The sequence below is a fragment of the Tropicimonas aquimaris genome, assembly GCF_042676185.1.
Taxonomy (GTDB): Bacteria; Pseudomonadota; Alphaproteobacteria; order Rhodobacterales; family Rhodobacteraceae; genus Tropicimonas; species Tropicimonas aquimaris.
Genome location: NZ_JBHTJT010000006.1, coordinates 370,720 through 388,521, shown reverse-complemented (window position 1 = coordinate 388,521; position 17,802 = coordinate 370,720). Strand labels below are relative to the sequence as shown.

General features: G+C 62.6%; 11 protein-coding genes and 3 pseudogenes. 6 read left to right on the top strand and 8 right to left on the bottom strand.

The features are described from left to right. Window positions 1-633, bottom strand: a 633-nt coding sequence (locus tag ACFQ2S_RS03660; RefSeq protein WP_386072790.1) for an FG-GAP repeat domain-containing protein, incomplete at its 3' end; no start/stop codon positions are given. Window positions 634-1,361: 728 nt separating this feature from the next. On the opposite strand from ACFQ2S_RS03660, the gene ACFQ2S_RS03655 reads away from it, so the two are divergent. From ACFQ2S_RS03655 to ACFQ2S_RS03645, 3 genes and pseudogenes are all read left to right on the top strand, one after another. After that, window positions 1,362-2,705 (top strand): metal-dependent hydrolase family protein, encoded by a 1,344-nt coding sequence (locus ACFQ2S_RS03655; protein ID WP_386072788.1) that lies wholly within the window; start codon window positions 1,362-1,364, stop codon window positions 2,703-2,705. 719 nt (window positions 2,706-3,424) lie between these two features. Beyond that, window positions 3,425-3,526, top strand: a pseudogene (locus tag ACFQ2S_RS03650) (integrase core domain-containing protein); the annotation flags it as partial. Window positions 3,527-3,556: 30 nt separating this feature from the next. Beyond that, a pseudogene (locus ACFQ2S_RS03645) lies at window positions 3,557-3,802 on the top strand (integrase core domain-containing protein); the annotation flags it as partial. Between the two features lie 330 nt (window positions 3,803-4,132). Here ACFQ2S_RS03645 and ACFQ2S_RS03640 read toward each other — a convergent pair. Beyond that, window positions 4,133-4,312: pseudogene (locus ACFQ2S_RS03640) on the bottom strand (integrase core domain-containing protein); the annotation flags it as partial. Window positions 4,313-4,374: 62 nt separating this feature from the next. Here ACFQ2S_RS03640 and ACFQ2S_RS03635 point away from each other — a divergent pair. Next, the gene (locus tag ACFQ2S_RS03635) at window positions 4,375-4,791 is read left to right on the top strand and encodes a hypothetical protein (RefSeq protein WP_386072786.1); all 417 of its coding nucleotides are present in this window, start codon (window positions 4,375-4,377) and stop codon (window positions 4,789-4,791) included. On the opposite strand, the gene ACFQ2S_RS03630 is transcribed toward ACFQ2S_RS03635, so the two are convergent. The 5 genes from ACFQ2S_RS03630 to ACFQ2S_RS03610 all read right to left on the bottom strand — a co-directional run bounded on the left by ACFQ2S_RS03630 (window position 4,788) and on the right by ACFQ2S_RS03610 (window position 7,184). Next, window positions 4,788-5,135 carry a transposase gene (locus ACFQ2S_RS03630; RefSeq protein WP_386072784.1) on the bottom strand — a complete coding sequence of 116 codons (348 nt, stop codon included), beginning with the start codon at window positions 5,133-5,135 and terminating at the stop codon, window positions 4,788-4,790. The two genes, ACFQ2S_RS03635 and ACFQ2S_RS03630, sit on opposite strands and share 4 nt — an antisense overlap. 33 nt (window positions 5,136-5,168) lie before the next feature. Then, complete coding sequence (locus tag ACFQ2S_RS03625) at window positions 5,169-5,609, bottom strand: hypothetical protein (protein WP_386072782.1); 441 nt, start codon at window positions 5,607-5,609, stop codon at window positions 5,169-5,171. Beyond that, window positions 5,606-5,911 carry a transposase gene (locus tag ACFQ2S_RS03620; protein ID WP_449369410.1) on the bottom strand — a complete coding sequence of 102 codons (306 nt, stop codon included), beginning with the start codon at window positions 5,909-5,911 and terminating at the stop codon, window positions 5,606-5,608. Before ACFQ2S_RS03620 ends, ACFQ2S_RS03625 begins: the two co-directional genes overlap by 4 nt. A 120-nt stretch (window positions 5,912-6,031) precedes the next feature. After that, complete coding sequence (locus tag ACFQ2S_RS03615) at window positions 6,032-6,688, bottom strand: hypothetical protein (protein WP_386072779.1); 657 nt, start codon at window positions 6,686-6,688, stop codon at window positions 6,032-6,034. Window positions 6,689-6,698: 10 nt separating this feature from the next. Further along, on the bottom strand, window positions 6,699-7,184 hold the full coding sequence (locus ACFQ2S_RS03610) for a hypothetical protein (protein WP_386072778.1): 486 nt from the start codon (window positions 7,182-7,184) through the stop codon (window positions 6,699-6,701). A 1,087-nt stretch (window positions 7,185-8,271) separates the two neighbouring features. On the opposite strand from ACFQ2S_RS03610, the gene ACFQ2S_RS03605 reads away from it, so the two are divergent. Both ACFQ2S_RS03605 and ACFQ2S_RS03600 read left to right on the top strand, forming a co-directional pair. Continuing rightward, a complete protein-coding gene (locus ACFQ2S_RS03605; protein ID WP_386072776.1) occupies window positions 8,272-9,495 on the top strand; it encodes an anaerobic sulfatase maturase in 1,224 nt (407 codons plus the stop codon). A gap of 770 nt (window positions 9,496-10,265) precedes the next feature. Beyond that, the gene (locus tag ACFQ2S_RS03600; RefSeq protein WP_386072775.1) at window positions 10,266-12,518 is read left to right on the top strand and encodes a GDSL-type esterase/lipase family protein; all 2,253 of its coding nucleotides are present in this window, start codon (window positions 10,266-10,268) and stop codon (window positions 12,516-12,518) included. A 6-nt stretch (window positions 12,519-12,524) separates the two neighbouring features. Here the strand turns inward: ACFQ2S_RS03600 and ACFQ2S_RS03595 are convergent, their stop codons facing one another. After that, window positions 12,525-17,741 (bottom strand): calcium-binding protein, encoded by a 5,217-nt coding sequence (locus ACFQ2S_RS03595; RefSeq protein ID WP_386072773.1) that lies wholly within the window; start codon window positions 17,739-17,741, stop codon window positions 12,525-12,527. Window positions 17,742-17,802: the final 61 nt, after the last annotated feature.

Here is a 17,802-nt window from a genome sequence, read left to right as displayed (position 1 = left end):
GGCCGCGATGTTCCCCGACCACGCCGGAGTGCCCGGCACACTTTGGTTCAGATACGCGGCAAGTCTTGTTACACCCCCGGCGGTTTGGAAGCCGATGAGATCGAGCAGACCGTCGGCATTAAGGTCAACGGCGTTGTAACCAACGCCACGGCTGCCAGGTACAACCTGAGCAGGCTCAGGCCCGAAAGTGAACGTCCCATCTCCATTCCCGTATAGCATATTCGAGAATCCGCCATCGATCCCGCTGAAAAGATCGATATGGCCGTCGCCGTCAAAGTCCTCGGCGATCACTTGCCAGGAATAGGCTCCGTCGAGAACAGGCTTGGTACCGGTCGAAGAGAGCTGCGCATGTAGACTATAGAACCGCGTGCTCGCGATTATGTCCGCAATCCCATCCTCATCGATGTCGGCAAGAGTTGCGTCGTGGATGTTGTTCACGAACCCCGAATACGTGGTTTGTGCAACAAGTCCGCCGACGCTCGGGTCATACTCCCAAACCGTCACCGAGTTCTGGGAATAGTTTCCGACGACAACGTCGGAGAGACCGTCGTTATCGTAGTCACCCGTGCTGACACCGATCTCTCTAACCGAGGTGTTATAGAAGTCTGTCTGGTATATGTACGGGTACGACATCTCGCCTCCTCCTCTCGTTGGCTTCTCGGCGCGCCCTAGCGCACAACACTATTACATTATACCGTTGGGATACGATCCCTGCTTTGACCGCAATCATAATGATCAACAAAAAACCCTTAATTTATGGGTTATGTAAGGGTAGCCTTTCATCGCGCGGGCGTTTCAGCCACGCATTCTTGGTAGCCAAGACGTCATCCCGTCAACCGCCCGGATCAGACGCGCCGACCCCGACTTCACGGTTGACCACTTCCAAGTCCTCGCCGCGAAAGGCACTTTTTGCGCCTGCCTGCTTGCGCCTCGCTGGAACGCGCCGCGTGCGCGGCGCACGGTTACGACGCCCCAGCAGAGAAGGTCCTGTCCCCGCCACTCTTATTGGATTACGCGCTCGAAATGGCGAGATTTCGCCTTCGTAGCGAAGGTCTGGAAGGTCGGCAAAGTTGCCGATAGATCAGCGGCCGGTGGCGTCGCAGACCACGCGAGCAGTCGAGGTCAGCAAGCTGCGCAGTTCAGACATTGAGGGTACCACGGCACGCTCCGCTACGCGGGCGGATCAGCCGCGCCACGGTTTGGCTTGCATAACAAGGCTCACATACTAAAAATCAAGTAAGTTCATATTATCGGGTTTTGAGTTCAGCGGGCAAGGCAGGCCAATCTGTAGCGTTCGCTTCCCTCGCGAGGCCCAAACGCGATTCGATCAACACGATCCATCGACATAGCGGGAGGTCTCCATGCGCGCCCTGAAACTTCTTTTCTGTACCGCGGCAATCGTTGGTCCCACCAGCGGGATGGCGCAGGATGCTGGTTCGGATGGCACACCCAATGCCGTGCTCATCCGCGGTGCAAAGATCTTCACCGGCTGCTCGCCCGAGCTCGTGGAAGGTCAGGATGTGTTCATCGCGGGCCAGATGATCGCACGTATCGGGCCGGACCTCGAACCGCCCGAGTTCGCAACCGTGATCGACGCCGACGGGCGCGTGCTGATCCCCGGCCTGATCGACGCGCACTGGCATGGGGTCTATGCCACGGCAACGATCGGCCAGCTGATGACAACCAACGAGGGTTACTGGAACCTGCTGACGGCGGCCGCGCAGCGGGACACGCTCTACCGCGGCTTCACCACCGTGCGCGACACCGCCGGGCCGATGTTCGACATTGCCCGCGCCACTGACGAGGGCCTGATCGAAGGGCCGCGGGTCTTTCCGTCCGGCCCCGCCATCTCGCAAACGGCGGGTCACATGGATTTCCGGGTGACCCGCGACGTGCCTGCCACGCCGGACAAGCTGCATTCCTTCGAGACCTCCGACATGTTCTACATCGCCGACGGCGTTCCCGAGGTGCTCAAGCGCGTCCGGGAGAACCTGATGCAGGGCGCGACGCAGATCAAGCTGATGGCCGGCGGCGGCGTGACGTCGAGCTATGACCCGATCCACACGATTCAATACACGAGGGAAGAGCTGGAAGCGGCGGTCGAGCAGGCGGAAAACTGGGGCACCTATGTCCTGACCCACGCCATCAACGACGAGGCCGTGAACCATTCCATCGATGCGGGCGTCAAGAGCGTCGAGCATGGCCACATGTCGACCCGCGAAACGTTGCAGCGCTTTGTCGACAACGACGTCTGGCTCAGCATGCAGCCTTTCCTCGATGACGAAGACGCACCGGCGCTGAACGCGTTCCAGAAGGCGAAATACAACTCTGTCACCGACGGCACCGATTTCGTCTACCGCACGGCCAAGGAGTTGGGTGTGAAGATCGCCTTCGGCACCGACACGCTCTTCAGCGCCGATCTCGCCAAGCGCCAGGGCGCGCAACTTGCAAAACTGCAAAACTGGTTCACGCCGTATGAAGCGCTCAAAATGGCAACCTGTGACAACGCGGAACTGCTGAAACTCTCGGGCCAACTTACGCCCTATCCGCAGGGCCCGCTCGGCGTGATCGAGGAAGGTGCCTATGCCGACCTGATCCTTGTGGATGGCAACCCTTTGGAGAGTCTCGATCTCGTAAGCGATCCGGAACAGAACTTCGACGTCATCATCAAGTACGGCGTGGTTTACAAGAACACTCTCAACTGACTTCGAGATCCGGGGGCTCTGCTCCAAGCAGCCTATTTCTTCGCGCAGTTGAGTATGGATGCGGTCATCTGACCTTTCTGGTCGGATGATCGCAACGTCAGCAAAGCAGTCGCTTGTTGTGGATTGGGGCAAGTTGGCGGCCAAGCCCTCTCAGAACAGGAAGCAGGCTGCCCCCTTGATCCCGAAGCAATCATGGTGCTGTATTGCGTTCGAACAAATCATGAACAATGGCGAGCTATGCCCAGACGCGCACGACCCGGAAGCATAACCGACCTTCTGCCGGACGATATGGTGCCATGGGCGCGGGAGGTCTGGCGGGATCGCTATGACGTTGCCATGCTCGACAGTGGCGCTTGGATGCTGAGGGCCGCGGCTGACGCGCTCGGCATCGACCAGCTTGAAGTTGACAAGGTGTTGAAGCGTTCAGGTTGAGTCTTCCGGAACCACCCATCACTGCGTGCTCCCGTTCCAGATCCTCCCGTTCGGTCCATGCCTTTGCCAATCCGAGAGCCGTCGGTACTCGTCAATGGATACGACGCGGCCTGTCCAAGTGCGCGGGCGACCCGCGGCATACAGGCCATGCTGGCATTCGGCGGGTGTCGAGAGCGGCGCTGCCGTTTCGGGATTTGGAACCTCTGGCCGTGCTAAACGTGCTAAACGTGCTAAACGGTGCGGCTCGGTTGGGGGCGGATTAGCACGATTAGCACGTTTAGCACCGGTGGAGGATTGATTACAACGAAAACCGGCCGCATTCGGCGCTCGGAAACTTGACGCCGAACGCCTTTGCAGCCCAACTTCAACCAACCCGAAAGGTCGCATGACGACCGGACCAGAAACGGGGTGAAGTCCCCACCTCCGTGGCTTTCGGCCCGCGCTGCAAGGAAGCCGGGGGCCGACCCTCGATGGGATCGGTCGGCGACGTCTACGACAACGCAATGTGCGAGAGCTTCTTCGCCACCTTCGAATGCGAGTTGCTCGACCGTCGCATGTTCCGGACCAAGGCGGAGGCACGCATGGCAATCTTCGAGTTCATTGAAGGCTGGTACAATCCGGGCCGACGCCACTCGGCTCTGGGATATCGCTCGCCGATCGACTAGGAAAGGGAAGCCCTGGATGCGATTCAGAAGCTAAGCGCCTAACCGTCCACGAAACCGGGGGGACTCCACGGAGCCACTTCGCCGGCCACCCCGACCGTAGAACCCAGCCCCATCATGCAGCAAGACTGAAACCGGACCATCCGATGGGGTCAGAACTCGTGGAGGCAGTCGTTGTGTCCTTGCGCCCTTGGTCCGTTGCGCCAGCTCCACCTGAATAGAACTGATGGACTCCTAGTTCTCTCAATGCCATTCGCTTGGCGCCGCCGAGAAATACTTTGGCACGGGATCACCCGCAGTTTGCGAGTAACCTGCTCCCCGAAAGATCCGCGTTTATAGGTTAGTTCTGTTCAGGTTTTGGTCCTCTTTCGACCGTTGGTGATAGTCCCACGGTGTGAGCCCGTCGAGGCTCGAATATGGGCGGTGGTGGTTGTAGCCTTCGCGCCATGCCGCAATCGATTGGCGGGCATGGCGCAGGTTGGTGAACAGGTGCTCGTTCAGGCACTCGGTCTTAGGTAGCAAATGCACCAAGTTGCCGGCTGGATCGGGGACGCTGCGTCGGTTTCAATGTCGGCATGTCCGAACCGTTGGTGATCCAGACTCTGACACAGAAGCGCGCCGAGATCCTTGGTAGGTTCAAGGCCTATGAGGCGCAGATCGCCCATGCGAAGCACGACCTCGCGCACTTGAACGCGACGATCGAACTGTTCGCTGCCCCGGAGCGGCAGCGGGCGCGCTACATGGTCAGCCATGGCTTCTTCAAGAAGGGAGAGATCGCCGACATCTGTGTCCGCCATCTTGACGTCGACGGGGATATGACCACGCGCGATCTCGCCGAGCGCGTCATGGCGGAACGGGATCTCGACATCTCGGATGCTGCCATGAGGAACTCGGTGGTGTTCAAGGCGGTCCAGGCTTTGCGCCACGCGGAGCACCGCAAGTTCGTCCGCATGGTGGAGATGTATCGACCCAGCGGAATCTGCTTAGGTTAAGCTGCTAATGCGAATGCCTCAGCGGGGGTTTTCATGTCCAGCGCCTGATGTGGGCGGCCATGGTTGTAGAAGCTGATCCAGTCGCCGATGGCGCGCGTCGCGTGCTGGATGCTGTCGAAGCGCTGCCGGTGGATGCATTGCTCCTTCAGCGTCCGGATCACGCGTTCGACCATGCCGTTCTGCTGCGGGCAGTGCGGGGTGATGAACTCCTGCTTCAGCCCGTAGTTGCGCACCAGCGCGGTGTAGTGGCGCGATGTGAAGACCAGTCCGTTGTCGGACCTCAGAAGGAACTCCTGCGGCACCTTGCCGAGCGTGCCGAACCGGCTGATCAGGGCATGCTCCAAGGCGCTGGCAGCCGTCGAAGACTTTCCGGCCCGTCACAGGTGCCAGCCCAGAAGCTCACGGGTGTGGCAGTCGATGACCAGGGCCAACGTTGTCCAACCGTCGCGGCCAGCCCAGACCCGGCACAGGTCAGTTGACCAGCGCTCGTTCGGGGCTGTGGCGACCGAGGGCACGGCCTCGATGCGCGGCCGCATCCCGATCGGCCGCTTTCGCACCTGCCAGCCCTTGATCTGGAACGCCCGTTGCACCGTGTTCTTGTTGAAGCCAAGAAGCCAGGCCACGGTGCGATAGCCGAAGGACGGCTCCTTCTCGATCATCGCCTTGATCGGCTCCGCAATACGCGGATCGACCTTCGGCGCAGACTTGGTCGGCTTGTAGTAGACCGTCCGCCGCGGCACGCCGAACCAGGCACAAAGCCTGGTCAGCGGCACCGAGACACCCTCCGCCAGCAGGCCCTCATGGAGCGTCCGGATCAATTGCCGTCCTCCCGCTCCATGAGGGCCTGCAGCTTTTTTCGGGCGCGCAGCTCCAGCATGGCCGCGCCGTAGGCTTCCTGCAGATCCTTCAGCTGCTTCTCATATTGCTCGCGGATGTCGAGGGGATTGGCCCGCAAGGAGTTCTCCATGCCGCGCTTCGCATCCTCGACCCAGCCCTCGATCTCGGAGGGGGACAGATCAAATGACCGGCTCGCCTCCGCCACCGTCGTCTTGCCCTGAATGATCTCGATCACCAGGGCCGTTTTACGCTTCGCCGTCCAACGCTTGATGCTGTCGTCCAATGGTCCACTCATCGCTACGTTTTACTCCTTGTAGCATGAGCAGGATTTCACTGGGTCGGTACAGATCTGCGGCGTCCGAGGTCACGCGAAGCAACGCGCGGGCGCCGCATGACTCTCGCGTCAGAACCGCAATCCGAAGAACACCACCGCCAACGGTACGGGAGAGACAGCAAGCGCGATCGTCGCGACGATCGCCAACGGCGAAAAAATGCCGCTGAGCCCTGCCATGAGCATAATGCCACCCCCGCCGCCGATGACCGAGTTTCCGGGCGTGTTCACAGCCACAGCCAGCGCGACATAACGATATCGTATGGCAAGCCGAAGTGCTCGCGCCGACTGCCCGTCCAGCAGCATCGCCAGGCGCTCGTCCCCCGACAATGGGCCAGCTCGGGCGACTAGATCCGCGGCTCGGTGCATTCGCAGGGCCGACAAGACCCGCCGCAACTCCTCAATGGGCAGGAACCGCCCCGCCCCGTATGCAAGCATCATGGACGCGACCGTGCAGACATAGATCAGCGGGGCGATGGCCGGGCCGAAGGCCGCAAGCATGGCCAACCCGATCTCGGCCCCTGGCACGAAGGGCAGCGCGAGCAGCCCGATATAGGCGGCGGCGCCGAACATGATCATGCGGTGAACCTGCTGTTCGTTGTCGGGACGGATCTGCAGGTTCAAAGCATCGCGGATCATGTGCGCGCCCCAAGTTGCCAGCACCAGCAGGGCGATCAGGATCGCGACGCGCAGGAGGATACTGGCCAGCGACGGGCCGGCTGGGCGCATGGTGCGGATCTCAGCCCGACACAGCGATCGCGTTGTCGAAATCGGTGGCCGTGCCCGACGCCTCCATCACGATCTGGTTCGTCCAGTACCAGCGGCGGGTGGTCCAAGTCCCTTCGAGCGTGATCGCATCGCCGTCGACCTGGCCATAAAATACCACTGTGTGCGGCGCATCGGGACAAATGGCCGTGGCGGTGAAATGGATCACGCCATCGATCTCCTTTGTCTGGTAGTCGGACCAGCCAAAATCGCAATAATTCTGGCAGTCGACGGACTGGAACGTCCCGTCGCGAAACAACAGTTCGTCTTCGAGGACCGCACCGCTCCCGACGTCGACGCCATGGACCGTAAAGGCCCGATCGTCGAGTGCGCCGGTCGAGGCCCATGCGCCTTCGGGCACCTGCAGGTCGGGAATGTCCTCGTTCATAACAGACATCGTCGCCGCCCCGGTCCCGAGCGTCGCAAGTGCGATCGCAGCCACTTGAATAATCTGGGTCATGACGATCTCCATCGAGTGCCCAGGCCAAAGTCGGTCGAAGCTGGGTGGTACAGGCAGGCTAACTTACGGAGCGACAAAAACAAAACCAAAATTCCGCGCATACCTGGTCCGGACCGGCCGTGGGCAAAGCGTGTTTTGGTCGGCTGGTGCATCTCCTTCGACATAGTTGTGCGATGGGCCGACCTGCAGAAAGGGCAATTGATCCGCTATTGCAATTACCTGCCTGGCCGGTCACGCGACAGATCCCGTGAACACCTGGCTGCGGGAGACGGTGTTCGCGGCCTATCGGGATCACGAGGTGGACGTTGCCGCCGAGATGAGCCCGACCGCCATTCCACTTGGCGCTTGAACTGACACGATTACACCCGAGTGGAGCGACGTCCGCAGTGTCCGCCCATTCGACGCTGGTTGGTTCCAACGCCAATGTCGGGTACATACGAGAGTTGAAATTCATCCCGAGCGCAGCATTGTTCACCGTTCATACTGCAGAAGACCGGTTGCTGCTTGCCTGCCCACAAAGTGCATGAGACCGTCGATCTGCCGCTGAGGAGGATGATCCATGCGCATGGCATTTACGCTCGACGACTTGCCAGTCTCTCCTCACATGCCACTGCCGGACGGCTATGGGCCGCATTCTGTCGCCGCACGCATCATTGACTCCCTTGGTCGGTTGCGAAGTTGCGGAGAGATGGTGCAACAGGTTGAATTGCTTTCACTTCAGCCGTCGCGCGAGGCGGCACAGAGGCGAGTCCGGAAGGGGCGATACGTGCTGCTGAGATGCACGCGGGAATGAGGATTCGTTGCGGCCAGCCTGGTGAACTGCTTCAGCAGCTGTGGCCGCCGGGCTGTGAAGGGGGAGCAGACCATCGGACGGATCCGCATACGTGTGCGCCTGAAGGGCGACGCTTCAATCCGACCACGAAGCGCTTTGTGCGCGCTGACCGGCACGTGCGGGGCGTGGCGCCGACGCCCTCCACGCTCTCCCGCGGTTTACTGGTTATCGCCGCTGGGGTAAGCGGAGTGCTGGAGATCGTGCCTGATCCGGATCGTAACGACCCGATAGGCGCCCTGAAGTGAGAAAGCCCCAGTGACACAACCGCGCCCGTTCAACGTCATGACGAAACCAATCGGACCGCGGTGCAATATCGATTGCAAGTACTGCTACTATCTTGAAAAATTGAAGCTTTATCCCGCCGAGAAGAAGTTCCGAATGTCGGACGAGGTGTTGGAAAGCTACATCCGGCAGGTCATCGAAAATTCGCTCGAGGCTGGTATGGCCGAGATCAATTTCGCCTGGCAGGGCGGCGAACCTACCATGCTTGGCGTGGACTACTTCCGGAAGATCGTGGACTTGCAGGCCAAATACGCGCCGGCGCGTACAACAATTACCAACGCATTTCAGACCAACGGCATGTTGCTTGACGAGGATTGGGGGAGATTTCTGCATGACGCCGGCTTCCTGATCGGCATCAGCATCGACGGACCCAAGAAGGTCCATGACCGCTACCGGATCGACCGCCAGGGACAGCCGACCTTCGACAAGGTCATGCGTGGCCTCGAGATCCTGCAGCGTCACGAGGTGGAGCATAACTCGCTGACAACCGTACACCGCGCCAATGGCGGCAAGGGCAAGGAGGTCTATCGCTTCCTCAAGGGGTTGGGCATCGACTATATGCAGTTCATTCCCATCGTCGAACGCAATGGCGCCGACGGTCTGGCAGGCGCGCCGCAGGTCGACATGGACCCGGGCAACAGCGTGACAGAATGGAGCGTCAGCCCGCGCGCCTATGGCAAATTTCTGTGCGATGTCTTCGACATCTGGTTCCGCAGCGATATCGGCAAGGTCTTTGTCCAGCATTTTGACGTGATGCTTGGCAAGTGGGTTGGTGCGCCGGGCGGGCTGTGCGTGTTTGCCGAGACCTGCGGCGACAGCCTGGCACTGGAACATGACGGCAGTCTGTTTTCCTGCGATCACTACGTCTATCCCGAATACCGGCTCGGCCGGATCACCGAGACCCCGATGCGTGACATGTTGTGGACCGAGCGACAGGCGGAGTTCGGGCAGGCAAAAGCGACCACTCTGACGGGGCAATGCAAGGCCTGCGACTACCGCTTCGCTTGCAACGGCGGTTGCCCGAAACATCGAATTTCCAAGGCTCGAGACGGAGAGCCTGGGCACAATTACTTCTGCGAGGGCTACACCATGTTCTTTCGCCACGCCGAGGAGAGGCTGCGAGAGATGGCGCGTCTGGTTTCGATGGGCCGACCTGCCGCTGATGCGGCGCGCAAGGAGCCCAAGACCCAGGGGTAGAGATAGCTCAAAGCCGTTCGCTCTGGCGGCTTGCGCAGCGAACTCGTTCAAGCCGCATCTTAAGCGGACATTCCCGGACTGGCCCCGGAAAGCAGCGGTCTCGCTCAAACATGGCACCTGTCGAAAGCAGGTGTGCCATGGACGGCAGAGCCTCCTGCGCAAGCCACATGACGGTCTGCTCCGTGTCGGTGTCGCTGACGACAGCGTTCGGTCCCGAGCGCCGTCATCGGCCGCGCGTCCAGCATCAGCGGTCCACGGAACTGTGCCAGCCACTTGTGGAACGCCACCAGGCGGATCCCATGCTCGCGGCGGTCTGTTCGTTAGGGGCGACCTCTCCTTGAAGTCGAGCAGCAACTGGAGTGCAGGTCACCGGACATGCACCGCGACAGGGATCGATATCGGCGCTCCTCCGCGGGTCTGGGGCACCGGAAGTCCGCGAGCGTAGACTGCGGGAACCTGAACACCCTATAGTCGGATATGGGGCGGCTGCGGGCGTGTGCGTGCAGTTCGAGTGACTTTTTGAAGCGATTTTGGACAGAGTGGGGCGTGGAATTCTTGTGGTGAGTGAGTCAGAGAGCCGAATTGAACCTGGTGTTCTACGGCCCGGCCCGGAGGCATCCCTCCGGCCATTTTTCGGGGCCGCCAATGAGCCGCGCTGGACCTACAGCGACCTTTTCGGGAACGTCCTGTGGAATGCGTGGCAAGGCGATCTCGTCGAGACATGGTCGGTCCGAAACCCCAACCATCGGGATTTTGCAGACCTGCACGATATGCTCGGGGTCACTCATGGCGTCACGGAGCCGCCAGACCCGGAAACCGTGGCGGCCCTGGTGACGGGGCTCGCAGACGGTGGCCCGATCCCGGAGGACGATGCCGCCCCGCCGGAAGCCGTCGACAGAGTGTCGGCTTCCTTTGCACAAGTGGCATCGGCAGAAATGTCCTTCAACCGGGTCCTCGGGACCAGCGGCGCCGAGACGCTCAAAGGCACGTCCGGCCGGGACGAAATCAGCGGCTTTGGCGGCAATGACATTCTGTACGGGTTCAAGCGCGGCGATGTGCTGGATGGCGGGGCAGGGGATGACGAAATCCTCGGCGGCAATGGCGCGGACGTTCTCAAGGGAGGGACGGGGAACGATGTGCTTAAGGGCGGCAAGGGCAGCGATACGCTGACGGGAGGCGCCGGGCGCGACGTGCTCAAAGGGGGCAGCCGGGACGACACGCTCAGCGGCGGCAACGGCAATGATGAGTTGAACGGCGGCAGCGGCGGCGACCACCTCTACGGCGGAAACGACGATGATATCCTGGACGGCGGAAAGGGCCGAGACAGGATGACTGGCGGGGCAGGTGCCGATCGGTTCGTGATTGATGTGTCCGCCTTCGATGGCGATCGCGTGAAGGATTTCTCGCGCGCCGAAGGGGACGTGTTCGATCTGGGCGAGGTCCTGCCTGCGGGCATCGAGGCGGAGGACCTGTCCTCCCATGTGCGCTTTGTAGCGAGCGGTGACAACGCGCTGTTGCAGTTCAGCGAGTCCGGGGAGAGCGGGTCTTTCCGGAGTGTCGCCTGGGTAAAGAACGGCGCCGGGCTTGACGCGGCGGACCTGCTCAACAGGGGGCAGATCGTTCTGATCAGCCCGGTCCTTCCCAACGAAAGCCCCGAACCGCAGGACGATACGGGCTTTACCGCGATCGTCGGTACCGATCTGGAGATTCCGGTCTCGACGCTTCTGGCCAACGACAGCGATCCCGACGGCGACACGCTGACGGTAAAGGCCGTAAGCGGCGCGCGGCTGGATGGCTCCAAGGTGGTCTTCTCCCCGTCGAGCGTGGGGAACACGTCCTTCACCTACACCGCCGCCGATCCCGACGGTGCGACCGCCAGTGCCAGGGTCTACGTCACGGTCGAGGCCCCGCCCCCCCCTCCACCTCCGCCCCCCCCGCCGGCGCTGTCGTTCGCAGGGAACGACCGGGCCGTGGTCGTGGATCTGGAGGCCGACAAATGGGCCGAGGCCGCGCGGATCCTCCTCCTGGGGGATTCCATCACCGATGGCTACGGCGTGGACGGCGGCTATCGGCCATATCTGTGGGAGACCCTGACGCAGAAAAGCAACCTCTGGGTGGATTTCGTCGGCCAGTATGACAACAACCCCGGCAGCAGTTTCCATGATCCGGACCACCAGGGGAAAAGCGGCATTCACGCGACGGAGGTGCTCGCCGACATCAACCGGATCGCCCAGGCGTCGCCTTCCGACATCGCCCTGATCATGCTCGGAACCAACGACGTCCTGCGCGAGGACGACGCGGGCGACACCGTTCCGGGCGAGCTGTTGCGGATCCTCGAGCGGCTCCACGCGGCGAACTCGGACGGGCTGTTCCTGGTCGCCGAAATCCTTCCGGTCTCCGACTCGACGCGTTTCGGAACGGTCAACTACCGGGCGACTGACGCCAACGAGGCGCTCCCGGGGATTATCGCACAGGCACGGGCGCAAGGGATCGATGCCCGGCTGGTCGACACCTCTGCGATTTCGCTGTCCGACATGTACGACGGCATCCATCCATCTTCGGGCGGGCAGAAAAAGGTCGCTTCGATCTGGGCCAACGCGATTTCGAACTATGCGACGGCCATCGCCGGCACGTTGCAGGCGGACCCGGACGCGGTCTCCGGGAACCTGACAGATGTCGTTGGCTCCGATCACGGCGACCGGTTGCTCGGCGACAATCAGGGCAACGAGCTCAAGGGGGCTGGCGGGAACGACTGGATCGAGGGCCGTGCAGGGAACGATGACCTGTGGGGCGGATCGGGGATCGACCAGTTCGTTTTTGACGACACCGATGGCCAGGACAGGATCATGGACTATGCTTCCGGCAGTGACCTCATCTACCTGCGGGACGGTTCGACCTCCAGCTACTCGGTTTCCAACCAGAACGGCGACGCGGTGATTTCCTTCGGCAGCACAAGGATCACGGTCGAGAACACCGTGTCCAGCCAGCTCTCGATCGAGCTGATCGACAGCTTCGTCGCCTAGAGCAGGTCAGAACAGGAAGTCCTGCCGGTCCAGGTCGCCGAGGTCGGTCGAGAGCAGCACGATCTGGGTGTTCGCGCCGTCGTCGATCACCACCCGGTCGCCGACCTGCTTCATATGGTTGGCCTTGAGGTCCTTGAAATCCTTGATCCGGGTCACGTCCGACAGGTCGATATCCTCCCGGTCGTTGCGGGCCTCGAAATCCACGATCTGGTTCCGGCCATAATTGTTGGCAAAGACGAAATCGTCTGCGCCCTGACCACCGGTGAGCAGATCGTTGCCACTGCCGCCGTCGAGCACGTCGCCCGTCTGGCCTCCGTCGATCACATCGGCGCCGTTGCCCCCCTGGAGAAGATCGGCGCCCTTGTTGCCGAAGAGCCGGTCGTTACCGGCGCCGCCCTTGAGGGTATCGTTGCCGCCATTGCCGCTCATCGTGTCGGCGCCGTCGCCGCCCCGCAGCAGGTCATTGCCGCCGCCCCCCTTGAGCGCGTCGTTGCCGCTCCCACCCTCGAGGCTGTCGGCGCCGGCATCGCCGAGGATGGTGTCCGCGCCGCCACCACCGGTCATGGTGTCGTTTCCGGCCCCGCCCTTGAGCCTGTCGCCTCCGGCCGCGCCGTCGATCCTGTCCTTCCCGGCGTCGCCAAACAGCGCGTCGGCCCCGCCGCCGCCCAGCAAGCTGTCGTTGCCGAGCCCGCCGCGCAGCTCGTCGTGGCCGCCGTAGCCTTCCAGAACATCCCGGCCGCCCATCCCGGCAAAGCTGTTGTCGGAGCTGTCGCCGCTGATCCGGTCGTTGCTGTTGCCGCCGACGACGCGCTCGAAGCCCGCGAAGTTGCCGCGAGACGCCAGGCCGATCGTCTCCAGCTCGATCCGGAAATCATCGAAGGCATCGTCGTCCTCGTCGGGCAGCGCCCGGGTCGTGTCGTCGGTGCTGTTCGAATAGTTGGGGTCGGTCTCCAGAACCTGCTGCGGGGTCATCGCCACGCCACCGAAGATCCGCGCCTCCGTGCCGTCGCTCTCCGCCACGCCGTCGCCGTCGCGATCCAGCACCACCCAGACCGGCGTGCGGGCGTCGAAGGTCGCCTGATAGGTGCCGGCGCCGAAATCGACGGAGAGTTCGCCATCGACGGTGCCAAAATCGAGCGTGTCGAAGCCGTCGCTGCCGTAGAGCTTCTTGGTGCCGAGGCCGACCGTCACGGTGTCGTCGCCCTTGCCGCCCCAGGCCCGGTCGTCTCCGCTGCCCGTTACCAGCACGTCGTTGCCGTCCGCGCCGAACAGGCGGTCGTCGCCTTCGTCGCCGGCGAGAAGGTTGTCCCGGTTGTTGCCCTGCAGCGTATCGTCACCGCCGGAGCCCGAGACATTCTCGATCGCGACCAGCGTGTCGAAGCCGAAGGCACCGGCGGCGGTTCCGGCAAAGAGGTCCACCGTCACGCCCGAGAAGCTGTCGGCAATGAGCGCCCCGTCGAGGCCGCCCGGCCGGACCCAGGCATAGGAGGCGGTATCGCTGCCGCCGCCGCCCTTGAGCAGGTCGTTGCCAGCGCCGCCGTGCAGCAGGTCGTCACCACGGCCGCCCTGAAGCGTGTCGTTGGCCGCGCCGCCAAAGAGCTTGTCCCGGCCGCCCGCGCCGCGCATCAGGTCGCTGCCGCCTCGGCCGATCAACTGCTCGTCGGCGCCGCTACCGGACAGCACATCGTTGAAATCCGTAGCGATCAGCTTCTCGAAATTTTCCAGCGTCATGCCGACCTGTTCGGAGACGAGGGTGCTCACGCCCTTGAAGGAGGCGACCGTGCCGGCCGCGAGGTTGACCTCGATCCGCGACTGGTAGCTGACGTCGAAGGAGATCGTGTCGAAGCCCTGGCCGCCGTTGGCATGGCCGAAGAAGCGCTCGATCAGGACCGTGTCGACGCCATTGCCCATCAGCGCCGCGCTGTTGCGGTCGGTTTCGTCGTAGCGGGCGTAGTCGTCACCCGCGCCGCCGCGGAAGATGCCGCTGCCGCCACTGTAGAAATTGCCGATGTCGTTGCCCGCGCCCGCGGTCACGTCGGCAAAGCCGTTCTCGCCGTCGAACCGGTCATTGCCGCCGCGCAGGTTGAACAGCGCGGTCGTGGTGCCGCCGGGCTCGTAGATCGCGTGGTCCGCGTAATCGCCAAGGCTGATCTCCTCCACCTGCCTCGGCTTGATGGAAAAGAACACATCGCGGGCGTTGCGCAGGTCCTCGCCCTCGACCGAGGTCTTGTGCGCGCGGAGCGTCAGCGCGATCGCGCTCTCCACGCGGTAGAACCACCGGGCGTCGCCCACGTCGTCGAGCCGGAGCGTATCGTAGCCGCCGCCGCCCTCGATCTGCAGCGCGCTCGCGCCGCCATCCACGGCTTCGGCAAGGATCAGGTCGTCGCCATCACCGCCATAAAGATACTCGCTGCCGCCGCTGTAGATCGTGTCGTTGCCGCCGGCGCCATGCAGCATCCGGGCCGCGGCATCGCCGTGCAGGATGTCGTCCTGGTCGGACCCCATGAACCCCTCGACATCCTCGGTGCGGTCCACGGTAAGCCGGTTGCCCTTGGCGTCGTAACGGACGATCCGGCCGGTGCCGGCCCAGATCTCCACCGGTCCGCTCGCAGGGATATCCTGCATGTAGTTCTTCAGCGTCTGCAGGATCGACGGGTCGTCGCTCTGGTCGCTGACGTCGAACTTTATGGTGTTGGAACTGCTCGTGTAGGACACGACGTCGTAGCCGTCGCCGCCCTTGTAGATATCGCGCACGCCCTGTTTGGCCCGGCTGCCAGAGATCATGACGTCCACATTTCCGGCGCCGGCGGAGATGATGTCGGACCCGGGGCCGCCCACAATGTAATCGTCCTCACCGCCGGCATCGATCCGATCGTTCCCGCTCATGCCGGTGATCACGTCGATACCGTCGCCGGTGTAGATCACATTGTCGGCGTTGGTGCCGCGGATCTTGTGGTCCTTGTTTGGGGAGGCGACCACGTTCTCGATCGAGCTGAGCTTGTCCTGCCCCAGGCCGAAGGCCGTGCCGTCGGTCAAGTCCACGGTCAGCCTGGCATTTGCGCCCTCGAGCACCTGGAAGGTGTCGATGCCCGCCTGGCCGTTCACCTCGTCGTCGCCGGATCCGGGCAGCAGCACGTCGTTGCCGGAGCCGCCGTTGAGCCGGTCGTCCGAGGTGGAGCCGAAGATCCTGTCGTTGCCCTTGCGGCCATTGGCGACGTAGAGCCCGTCGACCTTGGTGCCACTGGAATTGAGGAACATCAGGTCGTCCGCGGCCTTGCCGTCCTCGTCCCCGTTCAGGATCGAGCCGCCGATGATCGCGTTCTTCAATTCCTTGCCGGTGAAGGAGACATCGGTGAAGACCACGCTGTCCTTGTCGCCAAGCGAGATCAGCGTGTCGATCCCGGTGTCGACGCCGGTCTTGGGCTGCAGGTGGCTGACGATGATATTCGCGGTGCCGGGCTCGCGGGCCAACTCGTATTCGGTGAAGCTCGCGCCGAAGTAGAACAGGTCGTTTCCCTGTCCGCCGTCGAGCAGGTCGGAGCCTTCACCGGCGATGATCACGTCGTTTCCGGCATAGCCGTAGATCTCGTCGTCGCCGGCCAGTGCGTCGAGGATGTCGGGCTTGTCGTCGCCTTCCAGCGTGTTGGCCACGTCGTTGCCCCAACCGGTCGGCCCCTTCTCGGCATCGCCGACCACGCCGTCCTTGAAGATCGCCTGTTCCAGCAGGTCGAGGAAGGGCACAGTGCCGAGCGCGTCGATGATGTATTCCAGCAGGAAGTCGCTCAGCGGCTGCATCAGCGTCTCGAAGGCTTCGAGCAGGTTGAGCGACGGGATCAGCGCCGCCACGGCCTCCTCGGTGGCCTCGAGCAGGTCGCCGAGCCCGAGCGTCTCCATCACATAATCGACCACCGGATCGACGATGAGGCCCACAAGCTTGTCCACCGCCTCCAGCAACGGCAGGATCGGCTTGAGCACGTTTCCGGCAATTTCCAGCGGCTTCTCAAGGAATTCGAAGATCTTGGCGATCTCGTCCAGATCGACCAGCTCGCCGAGAATCTTCCCGAAATCGATGTCTTTCATGACCTTCAGGAATTCGTCGAGTTCCGCCTTCACGTCCTCGTAGAGCGCCTCGACCTTGGCGAACTTGTCGTTGCGGTTGCCGAGCTGGGACTCGATCGCGGTGTTGAGCGCGTCGTACCGGCCGCTCCAGGTCTCGCCCGAGCGCATCGCCACCGCGAGGGCTTTCTGGAAATTCCCGGTCGCCTCCGAGGCGATCTCCATCTGGCGGACCTTGAGCGTCAGCGCGTCCTGCACCGTGGCATTCGCCAGCGCCGCCTTGTCGATATTCGCCTGGACCTTGTCGATGAACTCGTTGTTGTTTTCCTTCGCGGGCGTCGATTTGTCGTCCTTGCCGGTGATGTCGTCGAACTTCTGCTCGACCTTCTCGACCGGCTTCTTCACCTTTTTCAGAACCTGCTGGATCGCCTTGGTCGGCGCCTTCAGCGGCGAGACGAAGCCCACGACCGTCAGCAGCTTGTCGGTGAAGTAGATCGCGTCGTAGGTCGTCTTGACGGTCTTGTCGGCGGTCTTGAAGGCGCCGACGCCGTATTTTGCGGAGAACAGGATATAGCCGATGGTCTTGACCGCATCGCGCATTTCGGTGACGTCGGGAAGCAGGCCGTCCAGGCGGGACTTGTAGATATCCAGCTCGCTCGGCGCCTGCGCGGTGGCGTAGACCTCGACGGGCTCCTGCGGAAGCTGCTGGCGCATCATCGTGGTGATGACCGACGCGGCGAAGACGTCCTCGGGTGCATCCTGCGTTTCAGACCTGACGGTCGCCGTCGTGTCCGCATCATCCGCCTGCGGTCGTTCGAACAATGGGGGCGTGCTGTCCCGGGGCGTGCGTGGGGCGGACGCTGCGGATTGGATCATGGCGCTTGATGCCTGGAAGCTGTTCGTCCTGAAGGCAGAGCCCGCCGCGCCCCAGCCGCTTTCCGGGGAGGGGGCGTCGTCGGTTTCCGCTGCGGGGCCTTCTAGCGGCTGCCAGGTCTTGCCAAGTCCGGCAAAGGCGGCGCGGAGCTGGGTGTCGGGCGTGTCCGTCGTGCGGGCTGAGGTTTCCTCGGCGATTTCAGGGGGTGGGCCTGCTGTCGGCGCATCCATCAGCGCAGAAAGATCGGCAATCGTGTCGCGGCGAAATCTGGAGCTGTCATGATCGCTCGGCATAAGCGTTCTCCTTGAAAAGGCGGACGCTACGCAGCGTCAATCGGTAATGGGCCTTGAAAAC

Bases quoted from the DNA above. Each gene is read 5' to 3' on its own strand.
- ACFQ2S_RS03655 (WP_386072788.1), top strand. From the start codon at position 1,362: ATGCGCGCCCTGAAACTTCTTTTCTGTACCGCGGCAATCGTTGGTCCC.
- ACFQ2S_RS03610 (WP_386072778.1), bottom strand. From the start codon at position 7,184: ATGACCCAGATTATTCAAGTGGCTGCGATCGCACTTGCGACGCTCGGG.
- ACFQ2S_RS03615 (WP_386072779.1), bottom strand. From the start codon at position 6,688: ATGCGCCCAGCCGGCCCGTCGCTGGCCAGTATCCTCCTGCGCGTCGCG.
- ACFQ2S_RS03595 (WP_386072773.1), bottom strand. From the start codon at position 17,741: ATGCCGAGCGATCATGACAGCTCCAGATTTCGCCGCGACACGATTGCC.
- ACFQ2S_RS03635 (WP_386072786.1), top strand. From the start codon at position 4,375: ATGTCCGAACCGTTGGTGATCCAGACTCTGACACAGAAGCGCGCCGAG.
- ACFQ2S_RS03600 (WP_386072775.1), top strand. From the start codon at position 10,266: ATGCTCGGGGTCACTCATGGCGTCACGGAGCCGCCAGACCCGGAAACC.